This window comes from Amnibacterium sp. CER49 (assembly GCF_029846255.1).
GTDB lineage: Bacteria > Actinomycetota > Actinomycetes > Actinomycetales > Microbacteriaceae > Amnibacterium.
In genome coordinates, this window is sequence record NZ_JARVWQ010000001.1 from 1891280 (window position 1) to 1915570 (window position 24291).

At 72.2% G+C, this 24291-nt stretch carries 26 protein-coding genes and 1 tRNA gene; 17 read left to right on the forward strand and 10 right to left on the reverse strand.

Going from position 1 to position 24291, the window contains the following annotated elements; genetic code table 11:
- Positions 1–22 precede the first annotated feature (22 nt).
- From QDR37_RS09255 to rlmB, 4 genes are read left to right on the forward strand one after another with little or no spacing between them, the layout of a single operon-like run.
- Positions 23–505 (forward strand): CarD family transcriptional regulator, encoded by a 483-nt coding sequence (locus QDR37_RS09255; protein ID WP_279713347.1) that lies wholly within the window; start codon positions 23–25, stop codon positions 503–505.
- Positions 502–1665 carry a 2-C-methyl-D-erythritol 4-phosphate cytidylyltransferase gene (gene ispD, locus QDR37_RS09260; protein ID WP_347882099.1) on the forward strand — a complete coding sequence of 388 codons (1164 nt, stop codon included), beginning with the start codon at positions 502–504 and terminating at the stop codon, positions 1663–1665. The genes QDR37_RS09255 and ispD overlap by 4 nt, the downstream gene beginning before the upstream one ends.
- Positions 1666–1681: 16 nt before the next feature.
- Entirely contained in the window at positions 1682–3241 is a 1560-nt protein-coding gene (cysS, locus tag QDR37_RS09265) for a cysteine--tRNA ligase (protein ID WP_347882100.1), read from the forward strand.
- Positions 3231–4187, forward strand: coding sequence for a 23S rRNA (guanosine(2251)-2'-O)-methyltransferase RlmB (rlmB, locus tag QDR37_RS09270; protein ID WP_279713350.1), 957 nt, complete (start codon positions 3231–3233; stop codon positions 4185–4187). The genes cysS and rlmB overlap by 11 nt, the downstream gene beginning before the upstream one ends.
- A gap of 116 nt (positions 4188–4303) precedes the next feature.
- Here the strand turns inward: rlmB and QDR37_RS09275 are convergent, their stop codons facing one another.
- Both QDR37_RS09275 and ugpC read right to left on the reverse strand, forming a co-directional pair.
- Positions 4304–5584 carry a DUF4032 domain-containing protein gene (locus tag QDR37_RS09275; RefSeq protein WP_279713351.1) on the reverse strand — a complete coding sequence of 427 codons (1281 nt, stop codon included), beginning with the start codon at positions 5582–5584 and terminating at the stop codon, positions 4304–4306.
- Between the two features lie 6 nt (positions 5585–5590).
- Positions 5591–6688, reverse strand: coding sequence for a sn-glycerol-3-phosphate ABC transporter ATP-binding protein UgpC (gene ugpC / locus QDR37_RS09280; RefSeq protein ID WP_279713352.1), 1098 nt, complete (start codon positions 6686–6688; stop codon positions 5591–5593).
- A 231-nt stretch (positions 6689–6919) separates the two neighbouring features.
- Here ugpC and QDR37_RS09285 point away from each other — a divergent pair, with 231 nt between their 5' ends.
- The 4 genes from QDR37_RS09285 (at position 6920) to QDR37_RS09300 (ending at position 10485) form a co-directional block, all read left to right on the forward strand.
- The gene (locus tag QDR37_RS09285) at positions 6920–7846 is read left to right on the forward strand and encodes a thioredoxin domain-containing protein (RefSeq protein ID WP_279713353.1); all 927 of its coding nucleotides are present in this window, start codon (positions 6920–6922) and stop codon (positions 7844–7846) included.
- Positions 7847–8715: 869 nt separating this feature from the next.
- Positions 8716–8791 (forward strand) — tRNA-Thr (locus QDR37_RS09290).
- Positions 8792–8830: 39 nt separating this feature from the next.
- Positions 8831–9628 carry an alpha/beta fold hydrolase gene (locus QDR37_RS09295; RefSeq protein ID WP_279713354.1) on the forward strand — a complete coding sequence of 266 codons (798 nt, stop codon included), beginning with the start codon at positions 8831–8833 and terminating at the stop codon, positions 9626–9628.
- A 65-nt stretch (positions 9629–9693) separates the two neighbouring features.
- Positions 9694–10485 (forward strand): acyltransferase, encoded by a 792-nt coding sequence (locus QDR37_RS09300; protein WP_279713355.1) that lies wholly within the window; start codon positions 9694–9696, stop codon positions 10483–10485.
- 15 nt (positions 10486–10500) lie between these two features.
- On the opposite strand, the gene QDR37_RS09305 is transcribed toward QDR37_RS09300, so the two are convergent.
- Together QDR37_RS09305 and msrB are read right to left on the reverse strand one after the other, a co-directional pair.
- Positions 10501–11349, reverse strand: coding sequence for a hypothetical protein (locus tag QDR37_RS09305; protein WP_279713356.1), 849 nt, complete (start codon positions 11347–11349; stop codon positions 10501–10503).
- Between the two features lie 151 nt (positions 11350–11500).
- On the reverse strand, positions 11501–11908 hold the full coding sequence (msrB, locus tag QDR37_RS09310; protein ID WP_279713357.1) for a peptide-methionine (R)-S-oxide reductase MsrB: 408 nt from the start codon (positions 11906–11908) through the stop codon (positions 11501–11503).
- Between the two features lie 150 nt (positions 11909–12058).
- Between msrB and QDR37_RS09315 the strand changes: the two genes are divergently transcribed.
- The 3 genes from QDR37_RS09315 (at position 12059) to groL (ending at position 14761) form a co-directional block, all read left to right on the forward strand.
- Complete coding sequence (locus tag QDR37_RS09315) at positions 12059–12349, forward strand: DUF3263 domain-containing protein (RefSeq protein ID WP_279713358.1); 291 nt, start codon at positions 12059–12061, stop codon at positions 12347–12349.
- Positions 12350–12372: 23 nt separating this feature from the next.
- Positions 12373–12936: a LytR C-terminal domain-containing protein gene (locus tag QDR37_RS09320; protein WP_279713359.1), complete on the forward strand. Its 564-nt coding sequence runs from the start codon at positions 12373–12375 to the stop codon at positions 12934–12936.
- Positions 12937–13138: 202 nt separating this feature from the next.
- Positions 13139–14761 (forward strand): chaperonin GroEL, encoded by a 1623-nt coding sequence (gene groL, locus QDR37_RS09325; protein WP_279713360.1) that lies wholly within the window; start codon positions 13139–13141, stop codon positions 14759–14761.
- Positions 14762–14829: 68 nt separating this feature from the next.
- Here the strand turns inward: groL and QDR37_RS09330 are convergent, their stop codons facing one another.
- The 4 genes from QDR37_RS09330 to QDR37_RS09345 form a co-directional block, all read right to left on the reverse strand.
- A complete protein-coding gene (locus QDR37_RS09330; protein WP_279713361.1) occupies positions 14830–15117 on the reverse strand; it encodes a WXG100 family type VII secretion target in 288 nt (95 codons plus the stop codon).
- A 44-nt stretch (positions 15118–15161) separates the two neighbouring features.
- Entirely contained in the window at positions 15162–16856 is a 1695-nt protein-coding gene (locus QDR37_RS09335; protein ID WP_279713363.1) for a HAMP domain-containing sensor histidine kinase, read from the reverse strand.
- Between the two features lie 65 nt (positions 16857–16921).
- On the reverse strand, positions 16922–17614 hold the full coding sequence (locus QDR37_RS09340) for a response regulator transcription factor (RefSeq protein ID WP_279713364.1): 693 nt from the start codon (positions 17612–17614) through the stop codon (positions 16922–16924).
- Positions 17615–17754: 140 nt separating this feature from the next.
- On the reverse strand, positions 17755–18012 hold the full coding sequence (locus QDR37_RS09345; protein WP_279713366.1) for a hypothetical protein: 258 nt from the start codon (positions 18010–18012) through the stop codon (positions 17755–17757).
- A 111-nt stretch (positions 18013–18123) separates the two neighbouring features.
- Between QDR37_RS09345 and QDR37_RS09350 the strand changes: the two genes are divergently transcribed.
- Both QDR37_RS09350 and QDR37_RS09355 read left to right on the forward strand, forming a co-directional pair.
- Entirely contained in the window at positions 18124–18504 is a 381-nt protein-coding gene (locus QDR37_RS09350; protein ID WP_279713368.1) for a cold shock domain-containing protein, read from the forward strand.
- A gap of 2 nt (positions 18505–18506) precedes the next feature.
- Positions 18507–19091, forward strand: a complete 585-nt coding sequence (locus QDR37_RS09355) for a DUF3027 domain-containing protein (RefSeq protein WP_279713370.1) — start codon at positions 18507–18509, stop codon at positions 19089–19091.
- A 59-nt stretch (positions 19092–19150) separates the two neighbouring features.
- Here QDR37_RS09355 and serC read toward each other — a convergent pair whose 3' ends face one another.
- On the reverse strand, positions 19151–20281 hold the full coding sequence (gene serC / locus QDR37_RS09360) for a phosphoserine transaminase (RefSeq protein WP_279713372.1): 1131 nt from the start codon (positions 20279–20281) through the stop codon (positions 19151–19153).
- 88 nt (positions 20282–20369) lie between these two features.
- Here serC and QDR37_RS09365 point away from each other — a divergent pair, with 88 nt between their 5' ends.
- The 4 genes from QDR37_RS09365 (at position 20370) to QDR37_RS09380 (ending at position 23059) form a co-directional block, all read left to right on the forward strand.
- Positions 20370–21062 (forward strand): metal-dependent transcriptional regulator, encoded by a 693-nt coding sequence (locus tag QDR37_RS09365; protein WP_279713373.1) that lies wholly within the window; start codon positions 20370–20372, stop codon positions 21060–21062.
- Between the two features lie 122 nt (positions 21063–21184).
- Entirely contained in the window at positions 21185–22048 is an 864-nt protein-coding gene (locus QDR37_RS09370) for a C40 family peptidase (RefSeq protein ID WP_279713374.1), read from the forward strand.
- Between the two features lie 301 nt (positions 22049–22349).
- A complete protein-coding gene (locus QDR37_RS09375) occupies positions 22350–22847 on the forward strand; it encodes an HNH endonuclease (RefSeq protein ID WP_279713375.1) in 498 nt (165 codons plus the stop codon).
- Positions 22844–23059, forward strand: a complete 216-nt coding sequence (locus tag QDR37_RS09380) for a hypothetical protein (RefSeq protein WP_279713376.1) — start codon at positions 22844–22846, stop codon at positions 23057–23059. The genes QDR37_RS09375 and QDR37_RS09380 overlap by 4 nt, the downstream gene beginning before the upstream one ends.
- A 38-nt stretch (positions 23060–23097) precedes the next feature.
- On the opposite strand, the gene QDR37_RS09385 is transcribed toward QDR37_RS09380, so the two are convergent.
- Complete coding sequence (locus tag QDR37_RS09385) at positions 23098–24231, reverse strand: glycoside hydrolase family 3 N-terminal domain-containing protein (protein ID WP_279713377.1); 1134 nt, start codon at positions 24229–24231, stop codon at positions 23098–23100.
- Between the last annotated feature and the right edge of the window lie 60 nt (positions 24232–24291).

Sequence of the window (24291 nt, forward strand, 5' to 3'; positions counted from 1 at the left end):
GGCCGCTTTCGGAAGGACACCCATGCAGTTCGAGGTCGGCGAGACCGTCGTATACCCGCATCACGGAGCCGCCAAGATCGTCGAGGTGAAGAAGCGCACGATCCGCGGCGAGGAGAAGACCTACCTCAAGCTGAACGTGGCGCAGGGCGACCTCACCATCGAGGTCCCCGCTGAGAACGTCGATCTGGTGGGGGTTCGCGACGTCATCGGCCGCGAGGGCCTCGACCGCGTCTTCGAGGTGCTCCGCACCCCCTTCGTCGAGGAGCCGACCAACTGGTCGCGCCGCTACAAGGCGAACCTCGAGAAACTCGCCTCCGGCGACGTCATCAAGGTCTCCGAGGTGGTCCGCGACCTGTGGCGCCGCGACCAGGACCGTGGCCTGTCGGCCGGTGAGAAGCGCATGCTCGCGAAGGCACGCCAGATCCTGATCTCCGAGCTCGCGCTCGCCGAGAAGACCGACGAGGAGCGCGCCTCCACCGTGCTCGACGAGGTGCTCGCCTCCTGACGACCGTCGTCGTCGTCGCCGCAGGCGACGGCGTGCGCCTCGGCCGCGGGGTGCCGAAGGCACTCGTGCCGCTCGCGGGCCGCACGATGCTCGACTGGTGCCTCGACGGCGTGCTCGCCGCCGACGTCCAGGCGGTCGTCGTGGCCGCGCCGCCCGCGCGGGTGGGCGAGGTCGAGGCGCTCGTCGCCGCGCACGCCCCGCGGGTGCCCGTCACCGTCGTGGCGGGCGCCGGATCCCGGCAGGCGTCGGTCGCCGCCGCGCTCGCCGTGGTCCATGACGACGTCGTGCTCGTGCACGACGCGGCGAGGCCGCTCACGCCGTCCGCCCAGCTCGACGCGGTCCGGGCCGCGGTCGTCGGAAGCGGCGGCGGCGTGGTGCCGGGCCTCGCGCCCGCCGACACCGTGAAGCGCGTCGACGACGACGGCGCCGTGCTCGAGACGATCGACCGTCGCCGGCTCGCCGCCGTGCAGACGCCGCAGGGGTTCCCTGCCGCCGCGCTCCGCGCCGCCTACGAGGCCGCGGACGCCGAGCACACGGACGACGCCGCGCTGTTCGCCGCCGCCGGCGGCGCCGTGCGGGTCGTGCCGGGCGACCCGTCCGCGTTCAAGATCACGACCGCGTGGGACCTGCAGCGCGCCGAGTCGCTGCTCGCACCGGCGGGCGCGATCCGCACCGGCATCGGCATCGACGTGCACGCGGTCGACCCCGCGCGGCCCCTCTGGCTCGGCGGTCTGCTGTGGCCCGACGAGCCCGGTCTCGCGGGGCACAGCGACGCCGACGCCGTCTGCCATGCGGTGAGCGACGCGCTGCTCTCGGCCGCGGGCCTCGGCGACCTCGGAAGCCGCTTCGGCGTCGACCGCCCCGAGGAGGCCGGGCGGCCGGGCCTCGACTTCGTCACCCGCACGGTCGCCCTGCTCGGCGAGTCCGGGCTGCGACCCGTGAACGTCGCCGTGCAGGTCATCGGCCGCCGACCGCGCATCGCCCGGCGCCGTGCCGACATCGAAGCGGTGCTCGGCGCTGCGGTCGGCGCGCCGGTCGCCGTCTCGGGCACCACGACCGACGGTCTCGGATTCCTGGGGACCGGCGAGGGGATCGCCGCGGTGGCCACCGCTCTCGTGCTGCCCGTCATCCCCGGAGGGGTGCGCCCGGCCGGTCGGTAGGCTGGCCTGCGTGACCGTGCGCCTCTACGACACCAGGTCGCAGTCGCTGCAGGAGCTCGTCCCGGTCGTGCCGGGGCGGGTCGGCCTCTACGTCTGCGGCCCGACGGTGCAGTCGTCGCCGCACATCGGCCACCTCCGCTCCGCCCTCGGCTACGACCTGCTGCGCCGCTGGCTCGAGCACCGCGGCCTCGCGGTCACGCTCATCCGCAACGTCACCGACATCGACGACAAGATCCTGGCCGCCGTGCGCGGCCAGGATCCGACGGGCGCTGACCTGGCCGCCGTGCGCGGGCAGGCTCCGACGCGCTCTGACCTGGCTGCCGTGGGCGCGCAGGGTCCGACGGGCCCTGACGTGGCCGCCGGGCGCGGGCATGTCTCCGCTGGCACAGCCCCGGGGGCGGCGAGCACCGACGGCGAGGGCGTCGACTGGTGGGCGCACGCCTACCGCGTCGAGCTCGAGTTCACGGCGGCCTACCGCGCGATCGGCGTGCTGCCGCCCACCTACGAGCCCCGCGCCACCGGGCACGTGGACCGGATGATCGTGCTCATCCAGCGCCTGATCGACCTGGGTCACGCGTACCCGGCCGCGGACGGCGGCGGCGACGTCTACTTCGACGTCGCGTCGTGGCCCGACTACGGCTCGCTCACCCGCCAGACCGGCGACGAGCTCGTGAGCGGCGAGGACGCCGACCCGCGCGCACGGCGCAGCCCCCGCGACTTCGCCCTGTGGAAGGGCGCGAAGCCGACCGAGCCGGCGTCCGCGTCGTGGCCGGCGCCGTGGGGCGCGGGGCGCCCGGGCTGGCACATCGAGTGCTCGGCGATGGCGGAGCGCTACCTCGGTGCGGAGTTCGACATCCACGGCGGCGGCCTCGACCTGCGCTTCCCGCACCACGAGAACGAGCTCGCGCAGTCGACCGCGTCGGGCGCGCCGTTCGCGCGGCTCTGGGTGCACAACGGCCTCGTCACGGTGCGCGGGCAGAAGATGTCGAAGTCGCTCGGCAACTCGGTGTTCGCAGGCGACCTGCTCGGCTCCGCTCGCGGCGTCGTCGTCCGCTACGCGCTCGGTGCCGCGCACTACCGTTCGGATCTCGACCACCACGACGGCGCGCTCGTCGAGGCGGAGGAGGCCGTCGGACGCATCGAGCGGTTCCTCGAGCGGGCGCAGGACGTCGGCGCGGCCAGTGGGGGAACGGTCGTGCCCGAGGCGTTCGCGACGGCGATGGACGACGACCTGAACGTGCCGCAGGCGCTCGCGGTGCTGCACGAGACGATCCGCCGGGGCAACCAGGCGATCGATGCGGGCGAGCTCGGTGCGGCCGGCGCGGCGCTCGGCGCGGTGCGGGCGATGACGGGCGTGCTCGGCATCGATCCCGAGCAGTGGCAGGAGCACGGCGGCCGCGACGATGCGCGCGAGGTGCTCGACGCGCTGGTCGGCCGTCTGATCGACGAGCGTGCGGACGCGCGCGGGCGCCGCGACTGGGCAGCCGCCGACCGCGTGCGCGACGAGCTCGCGGCGGCGGGCGTCGTGCTCGAGGACGGCGCCGAAGGGACGAGGTGGAGCATCGATGGCCGGTGACGCACGGCGCAAGAGCGCCAATCTCAAGGGGACGAAGGTCGGCAGCGGGGGGCGCGGGCGCAAGGCGCTCGAGGGCAAGGGCCCGACGCCGAAGGCCGAGGACCGGGTCTACCACGCCGCCCACAAGCGCAAGCAGGCCGCCGAGCGGCTCGCGGCGAAGCGCGGCGAGCCGCGTCGGGAGGCGCCACGCCGCAAGCCGTCGGGCGACGAGCTCGTCACGGGCCGCAACGCGGTGCTCGAGGCGCTGCGCACACGGGTGCCGGCGACGACGCTCTACGTGGCGGCGCGGGCCGAGCTCGACGACCGGATGCGCGAGTCGCTCTCGATCGCGAACCACCGTGAGCTGCCGGTGCTCGAGGTCATGCGGCCCGAGCTCGACCGGCTGACCGGGGGCGACCTGCTGCACCAGGGCATCGCCCTCGCCGTGAAGCCGTACGAGTACGCGCACCCGCTCGACCTGCTGAAGACCCGGCGCGGCGAGCTGCCGCTCATCGTGGCGCTCGACGGCGTCACGGATCCCCGCAACCTCGGTGCCGTGATCCGCTCCGTCGCCGCGTTCGGCGGCCACGGCGTGCTGCTGCCGCAGCGCCGGTCCGCGGGCGTGACGGCCGCTGCCTGGCGCTCGTCGGCCGGCGCGGTCGCCCGCACCCCGGTCGCGATGGCGTCGAACCTCGCGCAGGCGCTCACCGCCTACAAGCAGCAGGGCCTCTTCGTCGCGGGGCTCGACGGCGACGGCGACGTGCCCCTGCCGGCGTTCGACCTCGCCGACCGGCCGCTCGTGGTCGTGGCGGGCAGCGAGGGCGCCGGGCTCTCCCGGCTCGTCCGCGAGCTCTGCGACGTCATCGTGTCCATCCCGATCAGCGCCGCGACGGAGTCGCTGAACGCCTCGGTCGCAACGGGCGTCGCCCTCTACCAGATCGCCACGACGCGGGCTGGATCCGAGTAGCCGCCCCCGCACGGGTGTGCCGACCGCTTCGGCGCCGGTCCGAGGCTCGAGATGAGCCGATGCCGGGTCGGGAAGCCGGCCGCTCTCGCGCAGCCGGACTCTCAACGACCAGGAACTCAGACCGTGGCGCGCCAGTCCTCCGGGCCCGGTGAGACGCGCACCGGCAGCGTGATCGCGCCGGTGATCGGCTCGAGCATCGTCGCCTCGTCGCGGCGGTGGCGCAGGATGTCGTCGATGTAGGAGCCGAGCGCCTCGGCGAGCGGCACGTCGCGCGACTGCGCCTGCGACATGAACCAGCGGTGCTCGAGCAGCTGGTGGAAGATCTCGGCCGGCTCGAGCTTGCCGCGCAGCTCGCGCGGGACCGACCGGATGACCGGTTCGAAGACGCCGGCGACCCACTCGTGCGCGGCGACCTCCTCGTCGGCGTTCGGCCGGAAGGCGTGCCGCCACTGGTCGAGGTCGTTCAACAGGCGGCGGGCCTGGTTCTCCTCGGCGTCGAGTCCGGTGAGGCGCAGCAGCCGGCGGGTGTGGTGGCCGGAGTCGACGACCTTCGGCTGGATCACGACGCTGTCGCCGCCCTCGTCGGTGCGGATCGACAGCTCCTCGATGTCGAAGCCGAGCGCGTTCAGACGGTCGACGCGCTCGTTGATGCGCCAGCGCTCGTTCGAGGCGAACGACTCGCGGCCCATCAGCTCGTTCCAGAGCATGCGGTACTGGGAGACGATGCGCTCGCTCGTGATGAGGGGGTCGAGGTCCTCGTCGGCGTGGCCGCCGGCGGCCACGTCCATGAGCTCGCCGGCGATGTTCACCCGCGCGATCTCGAGATCGTTCTCGCGCTGCCCCTTCGACAGGCCGCCGGCGTAGAGCTTGCCGGTCTCCGCGTCGACGAGGTACGCGGCGAAGGCGCCCGCGTCACGCCGGAACAGCGTGTTCGAGAGCGAGACGTCGCCCCAGAAGAAGCCGGTGATGTGCAGCTGCACGAGCAGCAGCGCCAGCGCGTCGGCGAGGCGCGTGGCGGTGTCGGGCCGCAGGGTCTGCGAGAACAGCGCCCGGTACGGCAGCGAGAACCGGAGGTGACGCGTGACGAGACAGGGCGGGAGCCCGTCGCCGTGCCGGTCGGTGCGACCGGAGATCACGGCGACGGGCTCCACGCACGGCACCTCGAGACGCTGGAGCGTCCGGAGCATGTCGTACTCGCGCGTCGCGAGCTCGCCCGACGTCTCCTTCACCGCGATCACGTACCCCGAGAGGTTCGCGAAGCGGACCACGTGCCGCGAGATGCCTTTCGGCAGCGCTGCGATCGCGTCCCTGGGCCAGTCCTCGAGGGGCAGGTGCCAGGGCAGATCGAGCAACCCGGGGTCGACGGTCGCCGCGGTGATGGAGAGCGAGCCGCTCATGAGGGCCTAGTCGTGCACGGCCGCCGAGAGACGGTTGCCCGAGTCGACGTCGAAGACGTGCGTGTGGTTCTGCGACGGGTGCAGGTACACGGTGTCGTTGACGTCGGCGTGCGAGCGGCCGTCGACGCGCGCGACGATGTCGGTGCGCCGGCCGTCGACCTCCGCGTGACCGTAGAGGTAGCCGTCCGCGCCGAGCTCCTCGACGAGGTCGACGACGACGGGCAGGCCCTCGCTGCGGGTGCTGGAGACCTCGAGGTCCTCCGGCCGCACGCCGATGGTGACCTGCTTGCCGTTCGTCGACGAGATCACGTCGCGGGTCAGCGGGATCAGGTAGCTGCCGAACTTCACGCCGCCCTCGCCGAGGTCGGCGGGGAAGAGGTTCATCGCCGGGCTGCCGATGAAGCCGGCGACGAACACGTTGTTCGGGCGCTCGTACAGCTCGCGCGGGGTGCCGACCTGCTGGAGCACGCCGTCCTTCAGCACCGCGATGCGGTCGCCCATCGTCAGGGCCTCCGTCTGGTCGTGCGTGACGTAGACGGTGGTGACACCGAGGCGGCGCTGCAGCGAGGCGATCTGCGTGCGCGTCTGCACGCGCAGCTTCGCGTCGAGGTTCGACAGCGGCTCGTCCATGAGGAACACCTGCGGCTGACGGACGATCGCGCGACCCATCGCGACGCGCTGGCGCTGACCACCCGAGAGGGCCTTCGGCTTGCGCGACAGGTAGGGCTCGAGGTCGAGCAGCTTCGCCGCCTCCTGCACGCGCTGCGCGCGCTCGTCCTTGCCGACGCCCGCGATCTTGAGCGCGAAGCCCATGTTCTCGGCGACGGTCATGTGCGGGTAGAGCGCGTAGTTCTGGAAGACCATCGCGATGTCGCGGTCCTTCGGCGGGATGTCGGTGACGTCCTTCTCGCCGATGAAGATATGGCCGTCGTTGACCTCCTCGAGGCCCGCGAGCATGCGGAGCGAGGTGGACTTGCCGCAGCCGGAGGGGCCGACGAGCACCAGGAACTCGCCGTCGGCGATGTCGAGGTTGAGCTGGTCGACGGCCGCGCGCGTGCCGCCCGGGTAGAGGCGGGTCGCGTGATCGAACGTCACGGTTGCCATGACTGCTTCTCCTTCACCGGCAGGTACGTGCCGGACGATCCGTGGTGAGGATGACCTTCAGGGGTCAGCCGGTCGTCGTCGGCCGGCGCGGTCAGTATGTCACGGGGCCATCCGCCAGCACACCGGGTCGAACACGTCACGGCGGGCCTGATCAGGGCGGCATAGCACCGGCGGTTACCATGCTCGCCGATCCGCTGTCCAGCGCGGGTTCCCGGAGGGTGGATGTCGAACGTGACCCAGGTGCGACCGTCGAAGAACGAGCGCCGCGACGTGGCGCGCGAGAAGGCCCGCGAGGCGCGCCTGAAGCAGCAGCGACGCGAGCGGCGCAACCGGCTCTTCCTGCAGGGCGGCATCGGCCTCGTCGTGCTGGCGATCGTGGCGATCGTGGCCGTCGTGCTCGTCAACTCGGTGCGTCCGGCGGGCCCGGGCCCGAAGAACATGGCGGACGACGGCATCCGGCTCACGACCGGCCTCGCCGCCGAGCGCACCGCGGCGCTCGCCGCGGGGGCGACGCCGCAGCAGCGCGCAGCGGACGCCGGCAAGGTCGCGATCCGCGTGTACGAGGACTTCGGCTGCCCCTACTGCGAGCAGTTCGAGACCACGAACGGCGCGTACGTGAAGTCGCTCGTGACGAGCGGCAAGGCGACCCTGCAGGTCTATCCGGTCGCGATCCTCGACAACAACTTCGCCGGCACCCAGTACTCGACCCGCGCGGCGAACGCCGCCGCCGCGGTCGCGAACTGGTCGCCGGACCGCTTCTCCGCGTTCCACGACCTGCTCTACGCGAACCAGCCGAAGGAGGGCGGTCCGGGCCTCTCCGACGACCAGCTCATCGGCTACGCGAAGCAGGCGGGCGTGCAGGACCTCGCCGCCATCACGACGGCCATCAAGGACCACACCTACTTCAGCTGGGTGCAGTCGGCCACCGACCGGTTCCTCAAGGCGCGCTTCGCGGGCACGAACATCCACAGCGAGGCCGACATCCAGAAGGCCCTCGGCAGCACGCAGGCCGGTATCGGCACGCCCATGGTCTTCGTCGACGGCAAGTACTTCACCGGCAGCCTCACCGACGCGAACGCGTTCCGGACCGCGGTGCTGAAGACCGACGCCTACACGCCGTCGGCCACGCCGACCCCGACTCCGACCGCCACCAGGTAGCCGACGACCCGCGCCGCGAGGGGGACGAGTGGGACAGGTCGTCCCCCTCGTCGGCTCCAGCGGGCGTCCGGAGACTCCTCGTGCCGGGCCGGCTCGGCGCAACCGGTGGCGCACCGTGCTCGTACTTCGGACGGCGCCGGTCCCGGGGGTCCGTGAGGTCACCGAGGCCGGGAGCGCAGGGGTTCCCGTCCACGCCTCGAGCGGAGGGAAGCCCACCCCGGCCCTGCGGGGAACGCCGTCCGGTGGGCCGTCGCGAAGACGGCGGGCTGCAAGAAATCCCTGCGCCGGCCGCGTTCTTCGGATAGAGACTGGCAACGGCGGGGGCGGGCCGCTAGGTTGCATCTCGACCCCGGTGTGACATTCGGCCGCGGCGATGATCTGCGGCCCCTTCCGCGGCGCTCCGCACACTCCGTCCCAGGGTTTGACATCGAGGCTACGAACCTCGAGTGAGCGGGTCCTCGTGACCTCCGTCGGCTTCTTCATCGACCCGGACTCGTACAGCACGCGCGTCTGCAAGCGCTGCAACACGACGATGGTCCGGGCGTCCTCGTCAACGGGACGCCGGCAGTGGCAGTGCCCCGACTGCGGGCGACGCCAGAGCGGCTAGGCGCCACTGCGGGCAGCATGACGAGCTCGATCCGCGCGCTGCCACGGTCGTTCCGCTCACGGCCGGCCACGGAGACGGGTCGAGCGGCACGTCATCGCCGGCGACGATCGCCGCGAGGAAAGGCGGACGCATCCCCGCAACCCGAGCCCTGGATCTGGTCGTCCGCGAGTACCGTGAGCATGCGGCTCCGGAGCCGACGTGCGGGGGCAGGGCGGGGTGGGCCTCGCACCTGACTCGCTGAAGGCCCGGGACGCCGCGGAATGCCGGCTTGGCGCAACTGGTAGCGCACCGTACTTGTAATACGGGGGTTGCGGGTTCGAGTCCCGCAGTCGGCTCCATCTCCGCGCCCCGGCGGCGCTTCGTAGGATGACCCCTGGATGGACGCCTTCCTCGCCCGGCCGCACGCCGAGATCGCTTACGCCGTCGACGGCGCGGAGTCGGAGCGGCTGCTCCTCGTCACGCACGAGCCCACCGCCTCGCGGCGGGACGCCGACGCGTGGGGCGTGCTGCGCTGGAGCGCGGTCGTCGCGGCGGGGGAGCGGGTGCTCCGCTACGACACACGGGGGCACGGGGCCTCGACCGGCCGCGCCGTCGAGGACGACTACCGCTGGTCCGCGCTCGCCGGCGATCTGCTCGCCCTCGCCGAGGCGACGTCGCCCGAGCACCCCGTCGACGCTCTCGCCGTCGCAGGCGGCTGCGGGACGCTGCTGCACGCGGCGGTCGCGGCGCCCGATCGCTTCCGTCGCCTCGTGCTCGTGATCCCGCCGCCGGTCGGCGAGGCCCGTGCTCGGCAGGCCGAGCTCTACCGCGCGGCGGCGGCGCTCGCCGAGCTGCGCGGGGCGGAGGGGTGGGCGCGCGGCGCCGCGGCGATGCCCCCGGTGCCGGTCCTCGTCGAGGGCGGTTGGCGGCGTCCGGCCGAGGCCGCCGTGCCGGAGTCGCTGCTGCCCCTCGTCGTCCGCGCAGAAGCGGCGAGCGTCTACCCGGAGGACGAGGCGCTCGCCGCGCTCGGGCTCCCCACGCTCGTGCTCACCTGGCGGAGCGACCCGAGCCACCCGGTCGAGGGCGCCCGGGCGGTCGCGGCGGTGCTGCCGTCCGCCGTGCTCGAGGTCGCGGACGACGCCGAGGGGGTGCGCGGCTGGGGCGAGCGCATCGCGGGGTTCCTCGCCGGGTCCTGAGGCGGCCCTCCAGCTGCCGAGCGCCCAGGTGAGCGGCGCCGAGTCCGGCCGCTAGTCTTTCCCCGATGCCCGAGGTGATCACCCGACTGGCCCCCTACGAGGACGAGCGCGGCAACGCGATCGAGTACGCCGGCGATCCCGTCGAGCAGGGCGTGGCGATCAAGTTCACCGGGTCGAACAACCGCGTGCGGATCGCGCATCCCGTCCGGATCGGCAAGCTGCAGGTCGACTTCGACTGCGACAACGGACTGCTCACCATCGGCGCGAGCAGCGGGGTCCCGGCGCTCTCCACCACGATGCGGATCGGCCAGGACTCGAGCGTGCGGATCGGCGCGAACGTGTCGACCACGTCCGCGGTGAGCATCTCGGCCACGGAGGGCACGACCGTCAGCATCGGGGACGACGTGATGTTCGCGAGCGGGAACGAGATCCGGGCGGACGACGGCCATCCCATCTTCGACGTCGCCACGGGCAAGCGGGTCAACGTGTCGAAGTCGATCACGATCGGCGACCACGTCTGGCTGGGGCGCCTCTCCGCCGTGCTCGGGGGAGCGACGATCGGGAACGGCACGGTCATCGGCTACGGGAGCATCGTCACCGGCCGCATCCCCAACAACTGCGTCGCCGTGGGCGTCCCCGCGCGGCCCGTCCGGTACGACACCGCCTGGGAGCGGCCGCACCTGTCGCTCGTCCGCCCGTACTACAAGCCGGACGCGAGCACGATCACCCGATCGCCGTACTGGCACCTCTCGGAGCGGCCGTCAGAGCGGCGGCCGAAGGCGGTCGTCCTGCTCGAGCGGGCCCGCTCCCGTGCCTCGGGTGTGCTCCGGCGGGTCAAGCGGCGCCTCGCCCGCTAGCCCGCGAGCACCGCCCTAGCTGTTGAACGTCCAGGTGAAGGGCATGCGGAGCGCGAGGCCCTGATAGCTGTTGTCGGCGCTCGGGTCGAGCGTCAGCCAGAACCGGTAGGTGCGCGTCGCGCCGGCAGGGAGCGGCGCGAGCGGAACGGTTCCCCGGGCCGTCAGGTCGGTCAGCATGCCGCGGAACACCACCGTCGTCGCCGTCATGATCGACAGGTGCGCGCGGGCGCAGATGTCGGTGGCGCGCCCCGACGGGGCGAACGACGCCGACTGGGTGCACGCCCCGGGCCGAAGGGTGAAGGTCGACGCCGGCAGCACCCCGGTGTTCGTGATCGTGAGCGTGATGATCTTCTGCGTCCGGCCCGGCACGAGCAGCTCCGACCCGAAGAGGTCGATGCTCGAGCAGGTGGCGGAGGGCTTCCCGGCGCCGCTGTCGACGCCGGTGCAGACTGCGCTGCCGCCGCCGGTCTCCTTCATGCCGAGCATCGGGGTCAGCGCCTTGCTGAAGTGCAGGCGAGCCTGGAAGAAGGATTTCAGCGCCGCGGTGCTGGTGAAGGCCTTGGTCCTCTGCACGGCGGGCACGTCGGACGGGGCCTGCACCACGGAGATCGGGCCCCGACCTGCGTACCAGAGGCTCTTGAGGCGGCTCAGCGCACGCACGGAGACGACGAATTCGAGGTAGTCCCCGGACGCCGCGTCGCGGTGCCACGACATGGTCGCGGTGCCCGGAGCGCCCGCCGCGTACACCGTCCAGGTGACGGTCCCGCTCGCAGGCAGCGTCGTGGCGGCCGCCGGCGCGGACACCGTGAAGAACACGGCAGCGGCGACGACGAGCGCAGCGCCGACGCGCAGCAGGCCTCTCACGATTCCTCCCCCGAAATGGAAATCTTGAAAGGGAATCTACTTATTCGGCGATCGAAAGGGATGTCCCCTTTCGGGTGAGCGACCGGAAGAAAAGGAATCGGCCCCGGTGCCGCGAGCAGCGGGACCGGGGCCGGACGGCGGTGGGACGGCGTCAGGCGCCGTCGCCCTGGTCGAAGTTCAGCGAGACGCTGTTCATGCAGTACCGCTCGCCCGTGGGGGTCTGCGGGGCGTCGTCGAACAGGTGGCCGAGGTGCGAGCCGCAGCGGGCGCAGAGCACCTCGGTGCGCGCCATCCCCCAGGAGCGGTCCTGCTTCAGCTCGACCGCGTCGGCCGACACCGGCTCGAAGAAGCTCGGCCAGCCGGACCCGGAGTCGAACTTCGCCGCGGACTTGAACAGCGGGGCGTCGCACGCTCGGCACCGGAACAGGCCGTCGCGGTGCTCGTCGAGCAGCGCACCGCTCCACGGCCGCTCCGTGGCGGCGTGCCGCAGCACCTCGAACTCCTGCGGGCCGAGCGTCTGGCGCCACTCGGCGTCGCTCTTCGTCACCTCGTAGGTCATGACGTCCTTCTCTTCCGCTCCCGCCCCGTGCGGGCTAGGAGTTGTTGCCGAAGACGGCCTGTCGCTCCGTCCCTGTCGGATGCAGCGCTCCTAGCATCGCTCGTATTCCTCTCCCGAGTGCGGCGTCGACGTCGCGGAAGGACATGTGACGTGACCGACGACGAGACGGCGACCGGCGCAGGCCGCGGCAGCGCGCTCGGCGCCCGCGACCTCGCGATGCTCGCGTTCGAGCGCGCCTGGTGGCGCAGGGGCGGGCAGAAGGAGGAGGCCATCCGTGAGGAGTTCGGCATCTCCGCCGCGCGGTACTACCAGCTGCTCGGGGCGCTCATCGAGACCCCAGCCGCCCTGCGCGAGGATCCCATGCTCGTGAAGCGTCTGCAGCGTCTCCGTGACGCCCGGACCGTCCGGCGCGCGGACCTCCTGCGCCGCCACTCGAGTTGACCGCGACAGGGGCACTGCCGGTGATGGCCGGAGCGACGTACGCCGACACCCGGAAGAGCATGCCCACCTCCTACCCGCGCGATCGCTTCGACGACATCCCGCAGGACCTCGCCCGCGTGGGCGCCCACCGCGCGCCGGTGCCGCCGCGCCGCGGCTTCGTCGTCCTCGCCTGGGCCGCCCTCGCCACGGGCGTGCTCGTCACGGCCGGCGTGCTCGGCCTCAACGCGATCGAGAGCCGCGTCTCCGCGACGGGGACCACGGCCGCGACGCGCGCGGCGCCCGTACCGACCGTCGACCCGCAGATCGACGTCGTCGTGCTGAACGCCACGTCGACCACGGGGCTCGCGAAGAGCGCGTCGACGACGCTGAAGCAGGCGGGCTGGAGGATCGGCTCGCTCGCGAACGCGAACTCGACATCGGTGACCCGGACGACGGTCTACTACGCGAAGTCGGGCGATGCGGGTGCCGCCGCCGGTCTCGCGAAGTCGCTGGGCGTGACCCGCACCCTCCAGTCGGAGCGCTTCGCCGTGCCCGGGCAGGACCGGCTCACGGTCGTCCTCGGCGCGGACTACGCCGCCAAGCACTGAGCACGCCTTCCACCGCCCCCGGACCGTCGCGGTCCGGGGGCGGTGTCGTGTCCGGACGGCCCGGCGTGCCGCCCCTGCGCGGCTTGCACTCGCTCGGGTGGACTGCCAAGATTGCTTTAGCACTCGGTTCAGTCGAGTGCCAGGCGGGGTGCCATGGGCCTCCGCGATCCATCCGTCACCCGTCCAGGAGGGACGACCACTTATGGCGAAGATGATTGCCTTCGAGGAGGAGGCCCGGCGCGGCCTCGAGCGTGGTCTCAACACGCTCGCCGACGCCGTGCGCGTCACCCTCGGTCCCCGCGGCCGCAACGTCGTGCTCGAGAAGAAGTGGGGCGCCCCCACGATCACGAACGACGGCGTCTCCATCGCGAAGGAGATCGAGCTCGAGGACCCGTACGAGAAGATCGGGGCCGAGCTCGTCAAGGAGGTCGCGAAGAAGACCGACGACGTCGCCGGTGACGGCACCACCACGTCGGTCGTGCTCGCGCAGGCGCTGGTCCGCGAGGGCCTCCGCAACGTCGCTGCCGGCGCCGACCCGATCAGCCTCAAGCGCGGCATCGACAAGGCCGTGGCCGCGGTGTCGGCCGAGCTGCTCGCCGGTGCCAAGGAGGTCGAGACCAAGGAGGAGATCGCCGCGACCGCGTCCATCTCCGCCGGCGACCCGCAGATCGGCGAGATCATCGCCGAGGCGATCGACAAGGTCGGCAAGGAGGGTGTCGTCACCGTCGAGGAGTCGAACACCTTCGGCACCGAGCTCGAGCTCACGGAGGGCATGCGCTTCGACAAGGGCTTCCTGTCGCAGTACTTCGTCACCGACCCGGAGCGTCAGGAGGCGGTGTTCGAGGACCCGTACATCCTGATCGTGAACAGCAAGATCTCGAACATCAAGGATCTGCTGCCGATCGTCGACAAGGTGATCCAGACCGGCAAGCAGCTGCTGATCATCGCCGAGGACGTCGAGGGCGAGGCGCTCGCGACCCTGATCGTCAACAAGATCCGCGGCATCTTCAAGTCCACCGCCGTCAAGGCGCCGGGCTTCGGCGACCGCCGCAAGGCGCAGCTGCAGGACATCGCGATCCTCACGGGCGGCCAGGTGATCTCCGAGGAGGTCGGCCTCAAGCTCGAGAACGTGACGCTCGACCTGCTGGGCCAGGCGCGCAAGGTCGTCATCACCAAGGACGAGACGACCATCGTCGACGGTGCCGGTGACGCCGACCAGATCGCCGGCCGCGTGCAGCAGATCCGCAACGAGATCGAGAGCACCGACAGCGACTACGACCGCGAGAAGCTCCAGGAGCGTCTCGCCAAGCTCGCCGGCGGCGTCGCCGTCATCAAGGCGGGCGCGGCGACCGAGGTCGAGCTGAAGGAGCGCAAGCACCGCATCGAGGACGCCGTCCGCAACGCGAAGGCGGCCGTCGAGGAGGGCATCGTGCCCGGTGGTGGCGTGGCCCTCATCCAGGCCGGCAAGCGCGCGTTCGCGAGCCTCGAGCTCACGGGCGACGAGGCGACCGGCGCGAACATCGTCAAGGTCGCCGTCGAGGCCCCGCTCAAGCAGATCGCGCTGAACGCCGGTCTCGAGCCCGGTGTCGTGGCCGAGAAGGTCCGCTCGCTCGAGCCCGGCCACGGTCTCAACGCGGCCACGGGCGAGTACGTCGACATGCTCGCCGCCGGCATCAACGACCCGGTGAAGGTCACCCGCTCGGCGCTGCTCAACGCGGCGTCGATCGCGGGCCTGTTCCTCACCACCGAGGCCGTCGTCGCCGACAAGCCGGAGAAGACGCCGGTCGCCGCCGGCGCCGACGCCGGCGGAGGCATGGACTTCTAGTCCGACCTGCTGAACGTCACAGGAGCCGGGCATCCTTCGGGATGCCCGGCTCCTGCCGTTCCGGCGGCTCAGCCGAACAGGCGGAGGTTCGCCAGCTCGATCTGCGCGTACTGGTCGGCGGCCTGCCGCAGCGAGCGGTCGATGCTCGTGAGCACCTGCTCGAGGTTGGTCTGCGCCGTGCGCCACTGCTGCACCACGCCCTGGAACGCCTGCGCCGCCTGGCCCGTCCACACGCCCTGCAGCTGCTCGAGCTGCCCGTGGAGCGACGTCATCTCGCCCTGCAGCCGCCCGGTGGTGCCCGTGATCGCTGCGGCTGCGGCGTTCACCGCCTCGCTGTCGACCGTGAACCTGGTCATCGTCCGTCCTCCTTCATCCGTCGTGGAACGGGGAGGACGGTAGGTCAGCTGTAGGCCGACTCCGAGACCTCGACCTCGTCGTCGGCCTCGTCGGGCTCGACGTCGTCGGTGGGGAGGAGAGGAAGGGCCACGCGGAACGTCGCACCGCCGCCGGCGGTCTCGGTGATGCCGATGCTGCCCTCGTGCGCCTGCACGATCGCTGCCACGATGGCGAGGCCGAGCCCGCTGCCGCCGGTGTCACGGGTGCGGGACGAGTCGGCGCGCCAGAACCGCTGGAAGATCTTCTCGCGGATCTGGGGCGGGATGCCCTCGCCGTGATCGATGATCTCGAGCACCGCGAGACCGCGCGCCTTGTCGGCGTAGGTCGCGATCTCGATGGGCGAGTCGTCCGGCGTGTACCGCATCGCGTTGCCGATGAGGTTCGTCAGCACCTGCCGGAGCTTGTCCTCCTCGGCGAGCACGACCGGGCGCGCGGCCCCGGCCGCCGGGGTCGACTGCGCCGCGCCGTCCTCGGGGTCGAGCTCGCCCGCGCGGCGGCGTGCGCGCAGCAGACGCGCGCTGGCGAGGCGGATGGAGCCCGTGATGCTCGCGTCGCCGGGAGCGGGCATGCGGCGGAACAGCCGGGACGCGGTCGTGAGCGCCGCGTCCTGCGTGTCCTCGGCAGGGGGGAGCACCGGGCGCAGGATCTCGATCGCCCCGGTGGGCACGTCGGGGTCGTGCGCGATCACGCGGATGACCCGCTTCGGCGCGAGCGCACGGGCGTCGAGCGCGGCGTCGTGGGCCAGGGGCACGAGCTCGACCGGCGTCTTCTTCAGCTCGCGGGCCTCGTCGAGCCGGGCGAGCGCCAGCAGGTCGGTGACGAGCGCGCCCAGCCGCACCGCCTCGCGCTCGATGCGGTCCATCGCCTGGGCGATGTCCTCACGGCTCTGCAGCGCGCCCATGCGGTACAGCTCGGCGTAGCCGCGCACCGAGACGAGCGGCGTGCGCAGCTCGTGGCTCGCGTCGCCGACGAAGCGGCGCATCTGCTCGATGGTGCGCGCCCGGTCGGCGAGGGCCGAGTCGATGCGGTTCAGCATGCGGTTCAGCGAGCGGTTGAGCCGCCCCACCTCGGTGTTCGGCGTCGCGTTGCCGAGCCGCTGGCCGAAGTCACCGGCCGCGATCGCCGCCGCTGTGCGCTCGACCTGGCGGAGCGGCCGGAACGCCGAGCCGACGAGGAACCACGTGAGGATCGCGCCGAGCAGCACCACGATGATGCCGAACACGAAGAAGAGGGTGAACAGCCGCGCGATGAGGCCGTTCGTCTCCGACAGCGGCAGGCCGAGCACCGCCCGGCCGTCGCCCGTGTTCTTCACCTCCACGCGGAAGGCGGCCGCTCCCCTCGGGTCGCGGACCGTGAACGCCTTCTCCTCGGGCGCGCTCTCGACCGTGCTCCACGAGATCTGCGGCTTGAGCGCGCGCCACCTGCCGTTCATGTTCGTGAGCTGCCCGCTCGGCGAGAAGTGGGCGTACACGTACTGCGTCGCGGCGGAGCGCGCGTTCACCGCGGTCGTCTGCGCGCTGACGGTGTCGATGGCCGACTCGATCTGCTTGTCGGTGCGTTCGACGAGGTAGTCGCGCAGGACCGTCATCGTGCCGAACCCGCTGACGACGAGACCCACCGTCATGAGCAGCACCGTGACGGCGGTGATCTTCGTGCGCAGCGAGATGGTGTTCCACCACTCGGCCAGCGACGCGTGCATGATGAGCGAAGTGTAGGCAGCGCTCCGCTAGGCGGAGCACCGCCCTCCCCGAGTCCTCAGCGGTCTCAGACCTTCGCCGCCTTCAGCATGTAGCCGAAGCCGCGCTTCGTCTGGATGATCGGCTCGGTGCTGTGCGCGTCGAGCTTGCGCCGCAGGTACGAGATGTACGACTCGACGATGCCGGCGTCGCCGTTGAAGTCGTACTCCCAGACGTGGTCGAGGATCTGCGCCTTCGACAGCACCCGGTTCGGGTTCAGCATGAGGTAGCGCAGCAGCTTGAACTCGGTGGGGGAGAGCTCGATGGGCTCGTTGCCCACCGTGACCTCGTGCGTGTCCTGATCCATGGTCAGCTCGCCGGCGCGGATGACCGCGTCCTCCTCCGCGTGCATGGTGCGGCGGAGGATCGCCTTGATGCGGGCGACGATCTCGTCGAGGCTGAACGGCTTCGTGACGTAGTCGTCGCCGCCAACCGTGAGACCCGTGATCTTGTCCTCGGTGTCGTCCTTGGCGGTGAGGAACAGGATCGGCGAGGTGTACCCGGAGGAGCGCAGCCGCTTCGTGACGCCGAACCCGTTCATGTCGGGCAGCATCACGTCGAGGATGATCAGGTCGGGCTCCTCCTCGAGCACCGCCGAGATCGCTTGGGCGCCGTTGCTGACGGCGCGTACGGCGAAGCCGGCGAAGCGCAGGCTCGTCGTCAGGAGGTCACGGATGTTCGGCTCGTCGTCGACGATGAGAATGCGTGGTTGGTCGGCCATGCGGGCAATTGTCTGCGCGCTGCCTGGGAGGTTGCTGGTGCTTCATCGTGCGCGGTGGAGGGTCCGTCGGAGAGCGTGCTGACCGGGAGTTCCGGTTCCTCCGCGCGTGTCCTGAGGTGCCCCTCGAGGACCGCGCGACGTCAGCCGCGGTTCGCCCGGGAGCGGGCGACGACGGCCGTCACGAGCGAGGCGATCACGAGCAGGAGCCCGATGGCGAGCCCGGGCAGCGGCAGCACCCCGAGCACCTTCAGCGGCCCCGTCGTGAAGGCCGACGCCGGCACGCCGACCGCCTGGCAGACGAGCAGGACGACGATCGCGAGCGCCGAGACGCCGATCACGGTGAAGGCCATGACCGCGAGCACGCGCTGGGCGCGGCCGGCGGGCGTGGTCGGAGGCACGGCAGCAGCGTAGCGAGGGGTGTGGACCCGCCCGCGCCGCTCCCGCGACCGCTCGGTACACTTGACCGGCCGGATTCCCGGTCGCACCGTCCCCAGTCTTCGAGGTCTCCGATGCCCACCGGTCGAGTCAAGTTCTACGACGAGCAGAAGGGCTTCGGCTTCATCACCTCGGACGACGGGCAGGAGGTCTTCCTGCACGCGTCGGCGCTCCCCGAGGGCGCGAAGGTGAAGGCCGGCACGAAGCTCGAGTTCGGCGTCGCCGCGGGCAAGCGCGGCAGCCAGGCGCTCGCCGTGCGCGTCCTCGACGCCCCGCCGAGCCTGCACCGCCTGCAGCGCACGCCGGCCGAGGACATGGCCGTCCGCATCGAGGACCTCATCAAGCTGCTCGATCGCGAGGGCGGCAACCTGCGCCGCGGCCGCTACCCCGACTCGGCTCACGGCCAGCGCATCGCCGCGCTGCTGCGTCGTATCGCCGACGACTTCGACGCCTGATCGTGGCGGCCCTGCACGACGACCGCGCCCCGCTCGCCCTCGCGGCGCTCGCCGAGGTGACCGAACCGGGAAGCGTCGGCGACCTCGTCGAGGTCGCCGAGCCCGCCGAGGGCGTCCGCGACCTGATCTTCGCCTGCCGGCTACCGGGCTACGCCGCGTGGCGCTGGACGGTCTCCACCGGGCAGGTCGAGGGCGAGGAGCCGACGGTGCTCGAGCTCGAGCTGCTGCCCGGTGAGGGCGCGCTGCTCGCGCCGCCGTGGGTGCCGTGGGCCGAGCGCCTCGCGGAGTACCGGCGCACGCATCCCGACGACGAGGACCTCGACGAGGACCTCGACGACGAGCTCGAGGACGACGAGGAGGACGACGAGGACCTCGACGACGCCGACCTCGACCCCGCCGACGACGCGCTCGAGATCGACGGCGTCGACTTCGAGGAGGCCGCCGACGAGGCGGAGCCGACCGAGGACGATGCCGACGACGCGGAGCCGACCGACGAGGCGGACGAGCCCGACGAGGCGGACGAGCCCGACGAGGCGGACTCCGAGCACGCCGGCTCAGACGCCGCGGAGGCCGACGAGCGCGCCTGACCCCGGCGCCATCCGGCTGCCGGGTGCCGTGCGGTGCCGGCGGGGGGCGATCGGGCCGCTCAGGCGAGGGCAGGCGCGGCCTGCGGCAGCCGCTCGACCACGTAGTCGATGCAGCCGATGAGCGCCGCGACATCGGCCGGCTCGACGGACACGAAGGTGCCGACACGGAGCTGGTTGCGGCCCAGCTTGCGGTACGGCTCGACGTCGACGACCCCGTTCGCGCGCAGGACCGACGCCACCTGTCCCGCATCGACGCCCTCGAAGTCGATCGTGACGACGACGGGGGAGCGGTCGGCGGGGTCCGCGACGAAGGGCCTCGCGAACGTCGTGCGATCGGCCCAGTCGTAGAGCATCGTCGACGACTGGGCGGTGCGCCCGGCGGCCCAGGCGAGGCCGCCGCGCTCGAGGATCCAGCGCACCTGCTCGTCGAGCAGCACGAGCGTCGCGATCGCCGGGGTGTTCAGGGTCTGGTCGAGACGCGAGTTCTCGACCGCGGCCTGCAGGCTCAGGAACTCGGGGATGTATCGGCCGCTCGCGGCCACGCGCTCGATCCGCTCGATCGCGGCCGGCGAGCAGAGCGCGAACCAGAGGCCGCCGTCGGAGCCGAGGTTCTTCTGCGGGGCGAAGTAGTAGACGTCGGCCTCGGCCGCGTCGAACGCGATGCCGCCCGCGGCGCTCGTCGCGTCGACGACGGTGAGCGCGCCCGGGGCGTCGACCCGTCGCACCGGCGCGGCGACCCCGGTCGAGGTCTCGTTGTGCGGCCAGGCGTAGACGTCGACGCCGTCCTCGGGCCGGGGCGCCGGGCGGGTGCCCGGCTCGCTCGCGATCCTGGACGGCGCCTCGAGCCACGGCGCGGACGCCGCCTTCGCGAACTTCGCCCCGAACTCCCCGAACGAGAGGTGCTGGCTGCGGCGCTCGATCAGGCCGAAGGCGGCGGCGTCCCAGAACGCGGTGGAGCCGCCGTTGCCGAGCACCACCTCGTATCCGTCCGGTGCGCCGAGCAGCTCGGCGAGGCCGCGCCGCACGGAGCCGACGAGCGCCTTCACCGGCCGCTGGCGGTGCGAGGTGCCGAGCAGGTCGCGGCTCGCGGCGAGCAGCGCGTCGACCTGCTCGCGGCGCACACGGGAGGGGCCGCAGCCGAACCGGCCGTCGGCGGGCAGCAACTCGGTGGGGATCGCGAGGCTCGTCACAGGCACAGCACTGTAGGGGTCGGGCGCGAGCCGGGGCGACCACGCCCGTACACTGACGCAGCCGGACGAGGGAATCGGGAGGTCGGCGGTGACGGATCTCGTCGACACCACCGAGATGTACCTGCGCACGATCATCGACCTCGAGGAGGAGGACATCGTCCCCCTCCGGGCCCGCATCTCCGAACGGCTCGGCCACTCCGGCCCCACGGTCTCGCAGACGATCGCGCGCATGGAGCGTGACGGCCTCGTGATCGTCGGGGGCGACCGGCACCTCGAGCTCACCGCCGCGGGCCGCAGCAAGGCGGTGCACGTGCTCCGCAAGCACCGGCTCGCCGAGCGGCTGCTCAGCGACGTCATCGGGCTCGACTGGGAGTACGTGCACGACGAGGCCTGCCGGTGGGAGCACGTGATGAGCGAGCAGGTCGAGCGCCGGCTCGTCCACCTGCTCGGAGACCCGACCGAGTCGCCGTACGGCAACCCGATCCCGACGCTCGACGAGCTCTCGGGCCCGCCGTCCGGCCGCTTCCTCGACGGCGTCGTCTCGCTCGTGCCCTTCCTGCGCGAGCGCCCGCAGGGCGGCCGGGTCGTCATCCGCCGGCTCGGCGAGCCGGTGCAGTTCGAGCCGGAGCTGCTCGCGCAGCTGAAGCAGACCGGCGTGATGCCCGGGGCGACCGCGACGGCCTCGGCGGTGCCGGGTGGCGTGCGGCTCGAAGTCGACGGCTTCGACGACGCGCTCGAGCTGCCCGGCGAGATCGCCGCGCACGTCTTCGTCGCCCGCTGAGCGGCCGACGCTCCTCGCGACTCCCCGCGCGTCCTCCACGCTCAGCCGCAACCGTTTCGTTACGTTGGCCGCGCCGTGCTGATCGCACGGGCCAGGACGAGCAGCTGCAGGAGGTGTCGCCGATGGTCGGACCCACGAGGACGAGCGGATCCGCCGGCGTCCGCGCCCCGCGGCAGGGTGCCCGCCGCGTCGAGCCGGTCCGGCCGTACGGCGCGCCGCATCGCGCGCATGCCGCGGCGACCCGCACCGCTCCGGCCCAGCCGGCGGGTGTCGGGCGTGGCCGCCGCGCAGCCGCGCGCATCGTGCTCTCCGGCTTCGTGATGACGTTCGCCGCCGGCCTCGTCGCCACGCTCGCGCTGCCCTCGTACGCCTTCGACCCGCACAAGGCGAGCGCGACCGTCCAGGTCGCCGGCCGGGAGACGACGAAGTCGGGCGCCCAGCAGCTGCCGCGGATCGCGGGTGACGTCGCGACCGCGACCATCACCCGCGACTCGTTCAGCGCCACGAGCAAGGCGGAGCTGAAGCGCGCCGCGCTCGCGAAGCAGTACGCCTCGTACACCGGCCCGACCGCGTCGGACTACGTGGCGAGCTTCGTGAAGAACCCCGCGCATCCCGCGTTCGGCCTGTCCGCGCTGTACCAGACGGCCCTCAGGTACCAGGGCGTGCCGTACGTGTTCGGCGGCGCCGACCCGAGCGGCTTCGACTGCTCCGGCTTCGTCATGTTCGTCTACGCCCAGTACGGCGTCTCGCTGCCGCACTCCGTGCGCCAGCAGGACCTCATGGGCACCCGCATCCCCGAGTCGCAGGCCGAGCCCGGCGACGTCGTGGTCTTCGACGGCGACGCCGGCAACGGCTACGCGGCCGAGCACGACGGCCTGTACGCCGGCAACGGCATGATCCTGCATGCGCCGTACCCCGGCGAGAACGTGCGGGTGCAGCCGATCTGGACGACCAACGTGCACTTCGTCCGCTTCGGTATCAAGTAGGCCGCTCTTCCCCTCCGTCCCGTACCGACCCGTCGTCGGATGCGGTTAGCCTGTGCCCGAGACCAGGCGGCGACTGGAGAACGGCGATGCGACGAGCGAGGCGGCAGCGGGCCACGCTGAGCGCCTCGTGCTGCGCGCGGTCGACGGTCAGTCCGCTGTCGTCGTCGTGCAGGGTGTCGTCCGTCGGACGGCGCCCTTTCTCGTTCTCGGGGCGCCTCGCGCTCGCAGACGCTCGCACGCCGGCAGGTCGGTCCCGGTCGATCGCCCGCAAGCCGTGCGGGCTCCGCCGAGAGGAGCGCCGATGCGCACCCTGGTCCTGAACGCGGGATACGAGCCGCTCGCGGTGGTCTCGTTCAAACGGGCGATCGTGCTCGTGCTGAACGGCAAGGCGACCGTCGTGGCCGCCGACGAGAGCCACCCGGTGTTCGGCTCGTCGGGCGCGTGGGACCGGCCGAGCGTCATCATCCTGACCCGCTACGTGCGCATGCCGCACACCCGGCACGTGCCGGTCACTCGGCGCGGGGTGCTGCGGCGCGACGAGTTCCGCTGCTGCTACTGCGGCAAGGGCGCCACGACGATCGACCACGTGCTGCCCCGTTCGCGCGGCGGCGCGGACTCGTGGGAGAACCTCGTCGCCTGCTGCCTCGCGTGCAACAACACGAAAGGCGACCGCACGCCCGCCGAGATGGGCTGGTCGATGCGGACCACGCCCAGGGCGCCGCACGGCACCGCGTGGCTCGTGCGCGGCGTCGAGCGGCCCCAGCCGGATTGGCGGGAGTACCTGGCGCCTGCCGCGTGACGGAGGTCCCGCTCTCCCTCGACTGCCGCCCCGGCATCGACGACGCGCTCGCGCTCGCCCACCGGGTCGCCGCGGGGGCCGACCTCCTCGGCATCGGCGCGGTGCACGGCGACGTGTCCGCCGTGCCCGGCGCCCGGCACCGCGTGGTCCTCGAGACGCCCGACGGGTTCGGCGACCTGCTCGCCGAGCGGATCCTCGCCCTGCCCCGCTGACGCACCGCGCGAGGCGGTGCCCGGATCGTGGTCGGCCGTCAGTTCAGCAGGCCGAGGTGCTGCTTCGCGGCGAGCACGCGCGCCGCGGAGGCGCGCACCTGGGCGGCGAAGCCGCTGTCCCAGCGCATCCGCGACAGGATCGCCGAGGTCATGGAGCCGGCCTGGCTCGCGTTCACGGTGAGCACGAGGTCCCCGCCCGCCTTGATGAAGCGCACCGCCCGGTCGCCCACGGAGTACCCGGACACCTGCCGCGCCGCGCCGAGGTCGTCGCTGATGACCACGCCCTTGAAGCCGAGCGTGCCGCGCAGCAGCGAGGCGACGATCGTGTGCGAGAAGGCGGCCGGGTTGTGGCTGTCGATGCGGGTGTAGATCGCCGTCGACATCATCACGAACGGCGCGTGCGCCGCGATCGCGGTCTTGAACGGGTCCAGGTACGAGCTCGTGCTCGTGGTGACGGTGTCCTTCACGCCGGACGTGGTGTCGGTGTTCGCCGTCACGCGGCCGAGGCCGGGGAAGTGCTTGATCGTCGCGTCGATGCCGCCCGCGAGGAGGCCGAGCAGCACGGCGCGGCCCTGCCGCGCGACGACCGACGTGGTGTGGCCGTACTCACGGTCGTACGAGCCGATCGGCGGGTTGTAGGCCCCGCTCGGCACGGTGTCGAGCACCGGCGCGAGGTTCAGGTTGATGCCCGCCGCCTTCAGCTGCTGCCCCCAGGTGGTGGCCCAGTACTGCAGGCTCGACGTGTACCAGGTGCCCTGCACGAGCGCGGTCGAGTAGTCGGTGAAGCCGGGGCCGCGCATCCGGCGGACGTAGCCGCCCTCCTGGTCGGTGGCGACGAGCAGCTTCTCGTGCGCCGGCGCGTACCGCTGCAGCGCGGCCGTGATCCCGTGCTCCTGGCTGATGCTCAGGGAGCTGTTGCCGTCGAGGATCACGGATCCCACGTGGTAGCGGCTGATCGCGCTGCCGCAGTCGGGGGACGAGGTGGTGCTCGAGCAGCCGATCATGAGCAGCTGCCCGACGAGCTCGGCGTCGGTCATCGAGGCGGCGGTCTGCTGCGCCCGCGAGACGGACGCGCCAGGGGCGGCGCCTGCGGGGGAGGCCGCCAGCAGGCCGAGAAGCAGAGCGCCCACGGCGCCCGAGGCGCACACCCGTGCGACCCCCTGAAGGTTCATCGGCGCAGGGTAGGGCCTGCGACCCCGCTTCGCCACAGTCCTTCGGCATGGATGCGAGGC

Bases quoted from the DNA above. Each gene is read 5' to 3' on its own strand.
- QDR37_RS09255 (WP_279713347.1), top strand. From the start codon at position 23: ATGCAGTTCGAGGTCGGCGAGACCGTCGTATACCCGCATCACGGAGCC.
- rlmB (WP_279713350.1), top strand. From the start codon at position 3,231: ATGGCCGGTGACGCACGGCGCAAGAGCGCCAATCTCAAGGGGACGAAG.
- QDR37_RS09275 (WP_279713351.1), bottom strand. From the start codon at position 5,584: ATGAGCGGCTCGCTCTCCATCACCGCGGCGACCGTCGACCCCGGGTTG.
- ugpC (WP_279713352.1), bottom strand. From the start codon at position 6,688: ATGGCAACCGTGACGTTCGATCACGCGACCCGCCTCTACCCGGGCGGC.
- QDR37_RS09295 (WP_279713354.1), top strand. From the start codon at position 8,831: ATGGACGCCTTCCTCGCCCGGCCGCACGCCGAGATCGCTTACGCCGTC.
- QDR37_RS09300 (WP_279713355.1), top strand. From the start codon at position 9,694: ATGCCCGAGGTGATCACCCGACTGGCCCCCTACGAGGACGAGCGCGGC.
- msrB (WP_279713357.1), bottom strand. From the start codon at position 11,908: ATGACCTACGAGGTGACGAAGAGCGACGCCGAGTGGCGCCAGACGCTC.
- QDR37_RS09320 (WP_279713359.1), top strand. From the start codon at position 12,373: ATGGCCGGAGCGACGTACGCCGACACCCGGAAGAGCATGCCCACCTCC.
- groL (WP_279713360.1), top strand. From the start codon at position 13,139: ATGGCGAAGATGATTGCCTTCGAGGAGGAGGCCCGGCGCGGCCTCGAG.
- QDR37_RS09330 (WP_279713361.1), bottom strand. From the start codon at position 15,117: ATGACCAGGTTCACGGTCGACAGCGAGGCGGTGAACGCCGCAGCCGCA.
- QDR37_RS09335 (WP_279713363.1), bottom strand. From the start codon at position 16,856: ATGCACGCGTCGCTGGCCGAGTGGTGGAACACCATCTCGCTGCGCACG.
- QDR37_RS09340 (WP_279713364.1), bottom strand. From the start codon at position 17,614: ATGGCCGACCAACCACGCATTCTCATCGTCGACGACGAGCCGAACATC.
- QDR37_RS09350 (WP_279713368.1), top strand. From the start codon at position 18,124: ATGCCCACCGGTCGAGTCAAGTTCTACGACGAGCAGAAGGGCTTCGGC.
- QDR37_RS09370 (WP_279713374.1), top strand. From the start codon at position 21,185: ATGGTCGGACCCACGAGGACGAGCGGATCCGCCGGCGTCCGCGCCCCG.
- QDR37_RS09375 (WP_279713375.1), top strand. From the start codon at position 22,350: ATGCGCACCCTGGTCCTGAACGCGGGATACGAGCCGCTCGCGGTGGTC.
- QDR37_RS09385 (WP_279713377.1), bottom strand. From the start codon at position 24,231: ATGAACCTTCAGGGGGTCGCACGGGTGTGCGCCTCGGGCGCCGTGGGC.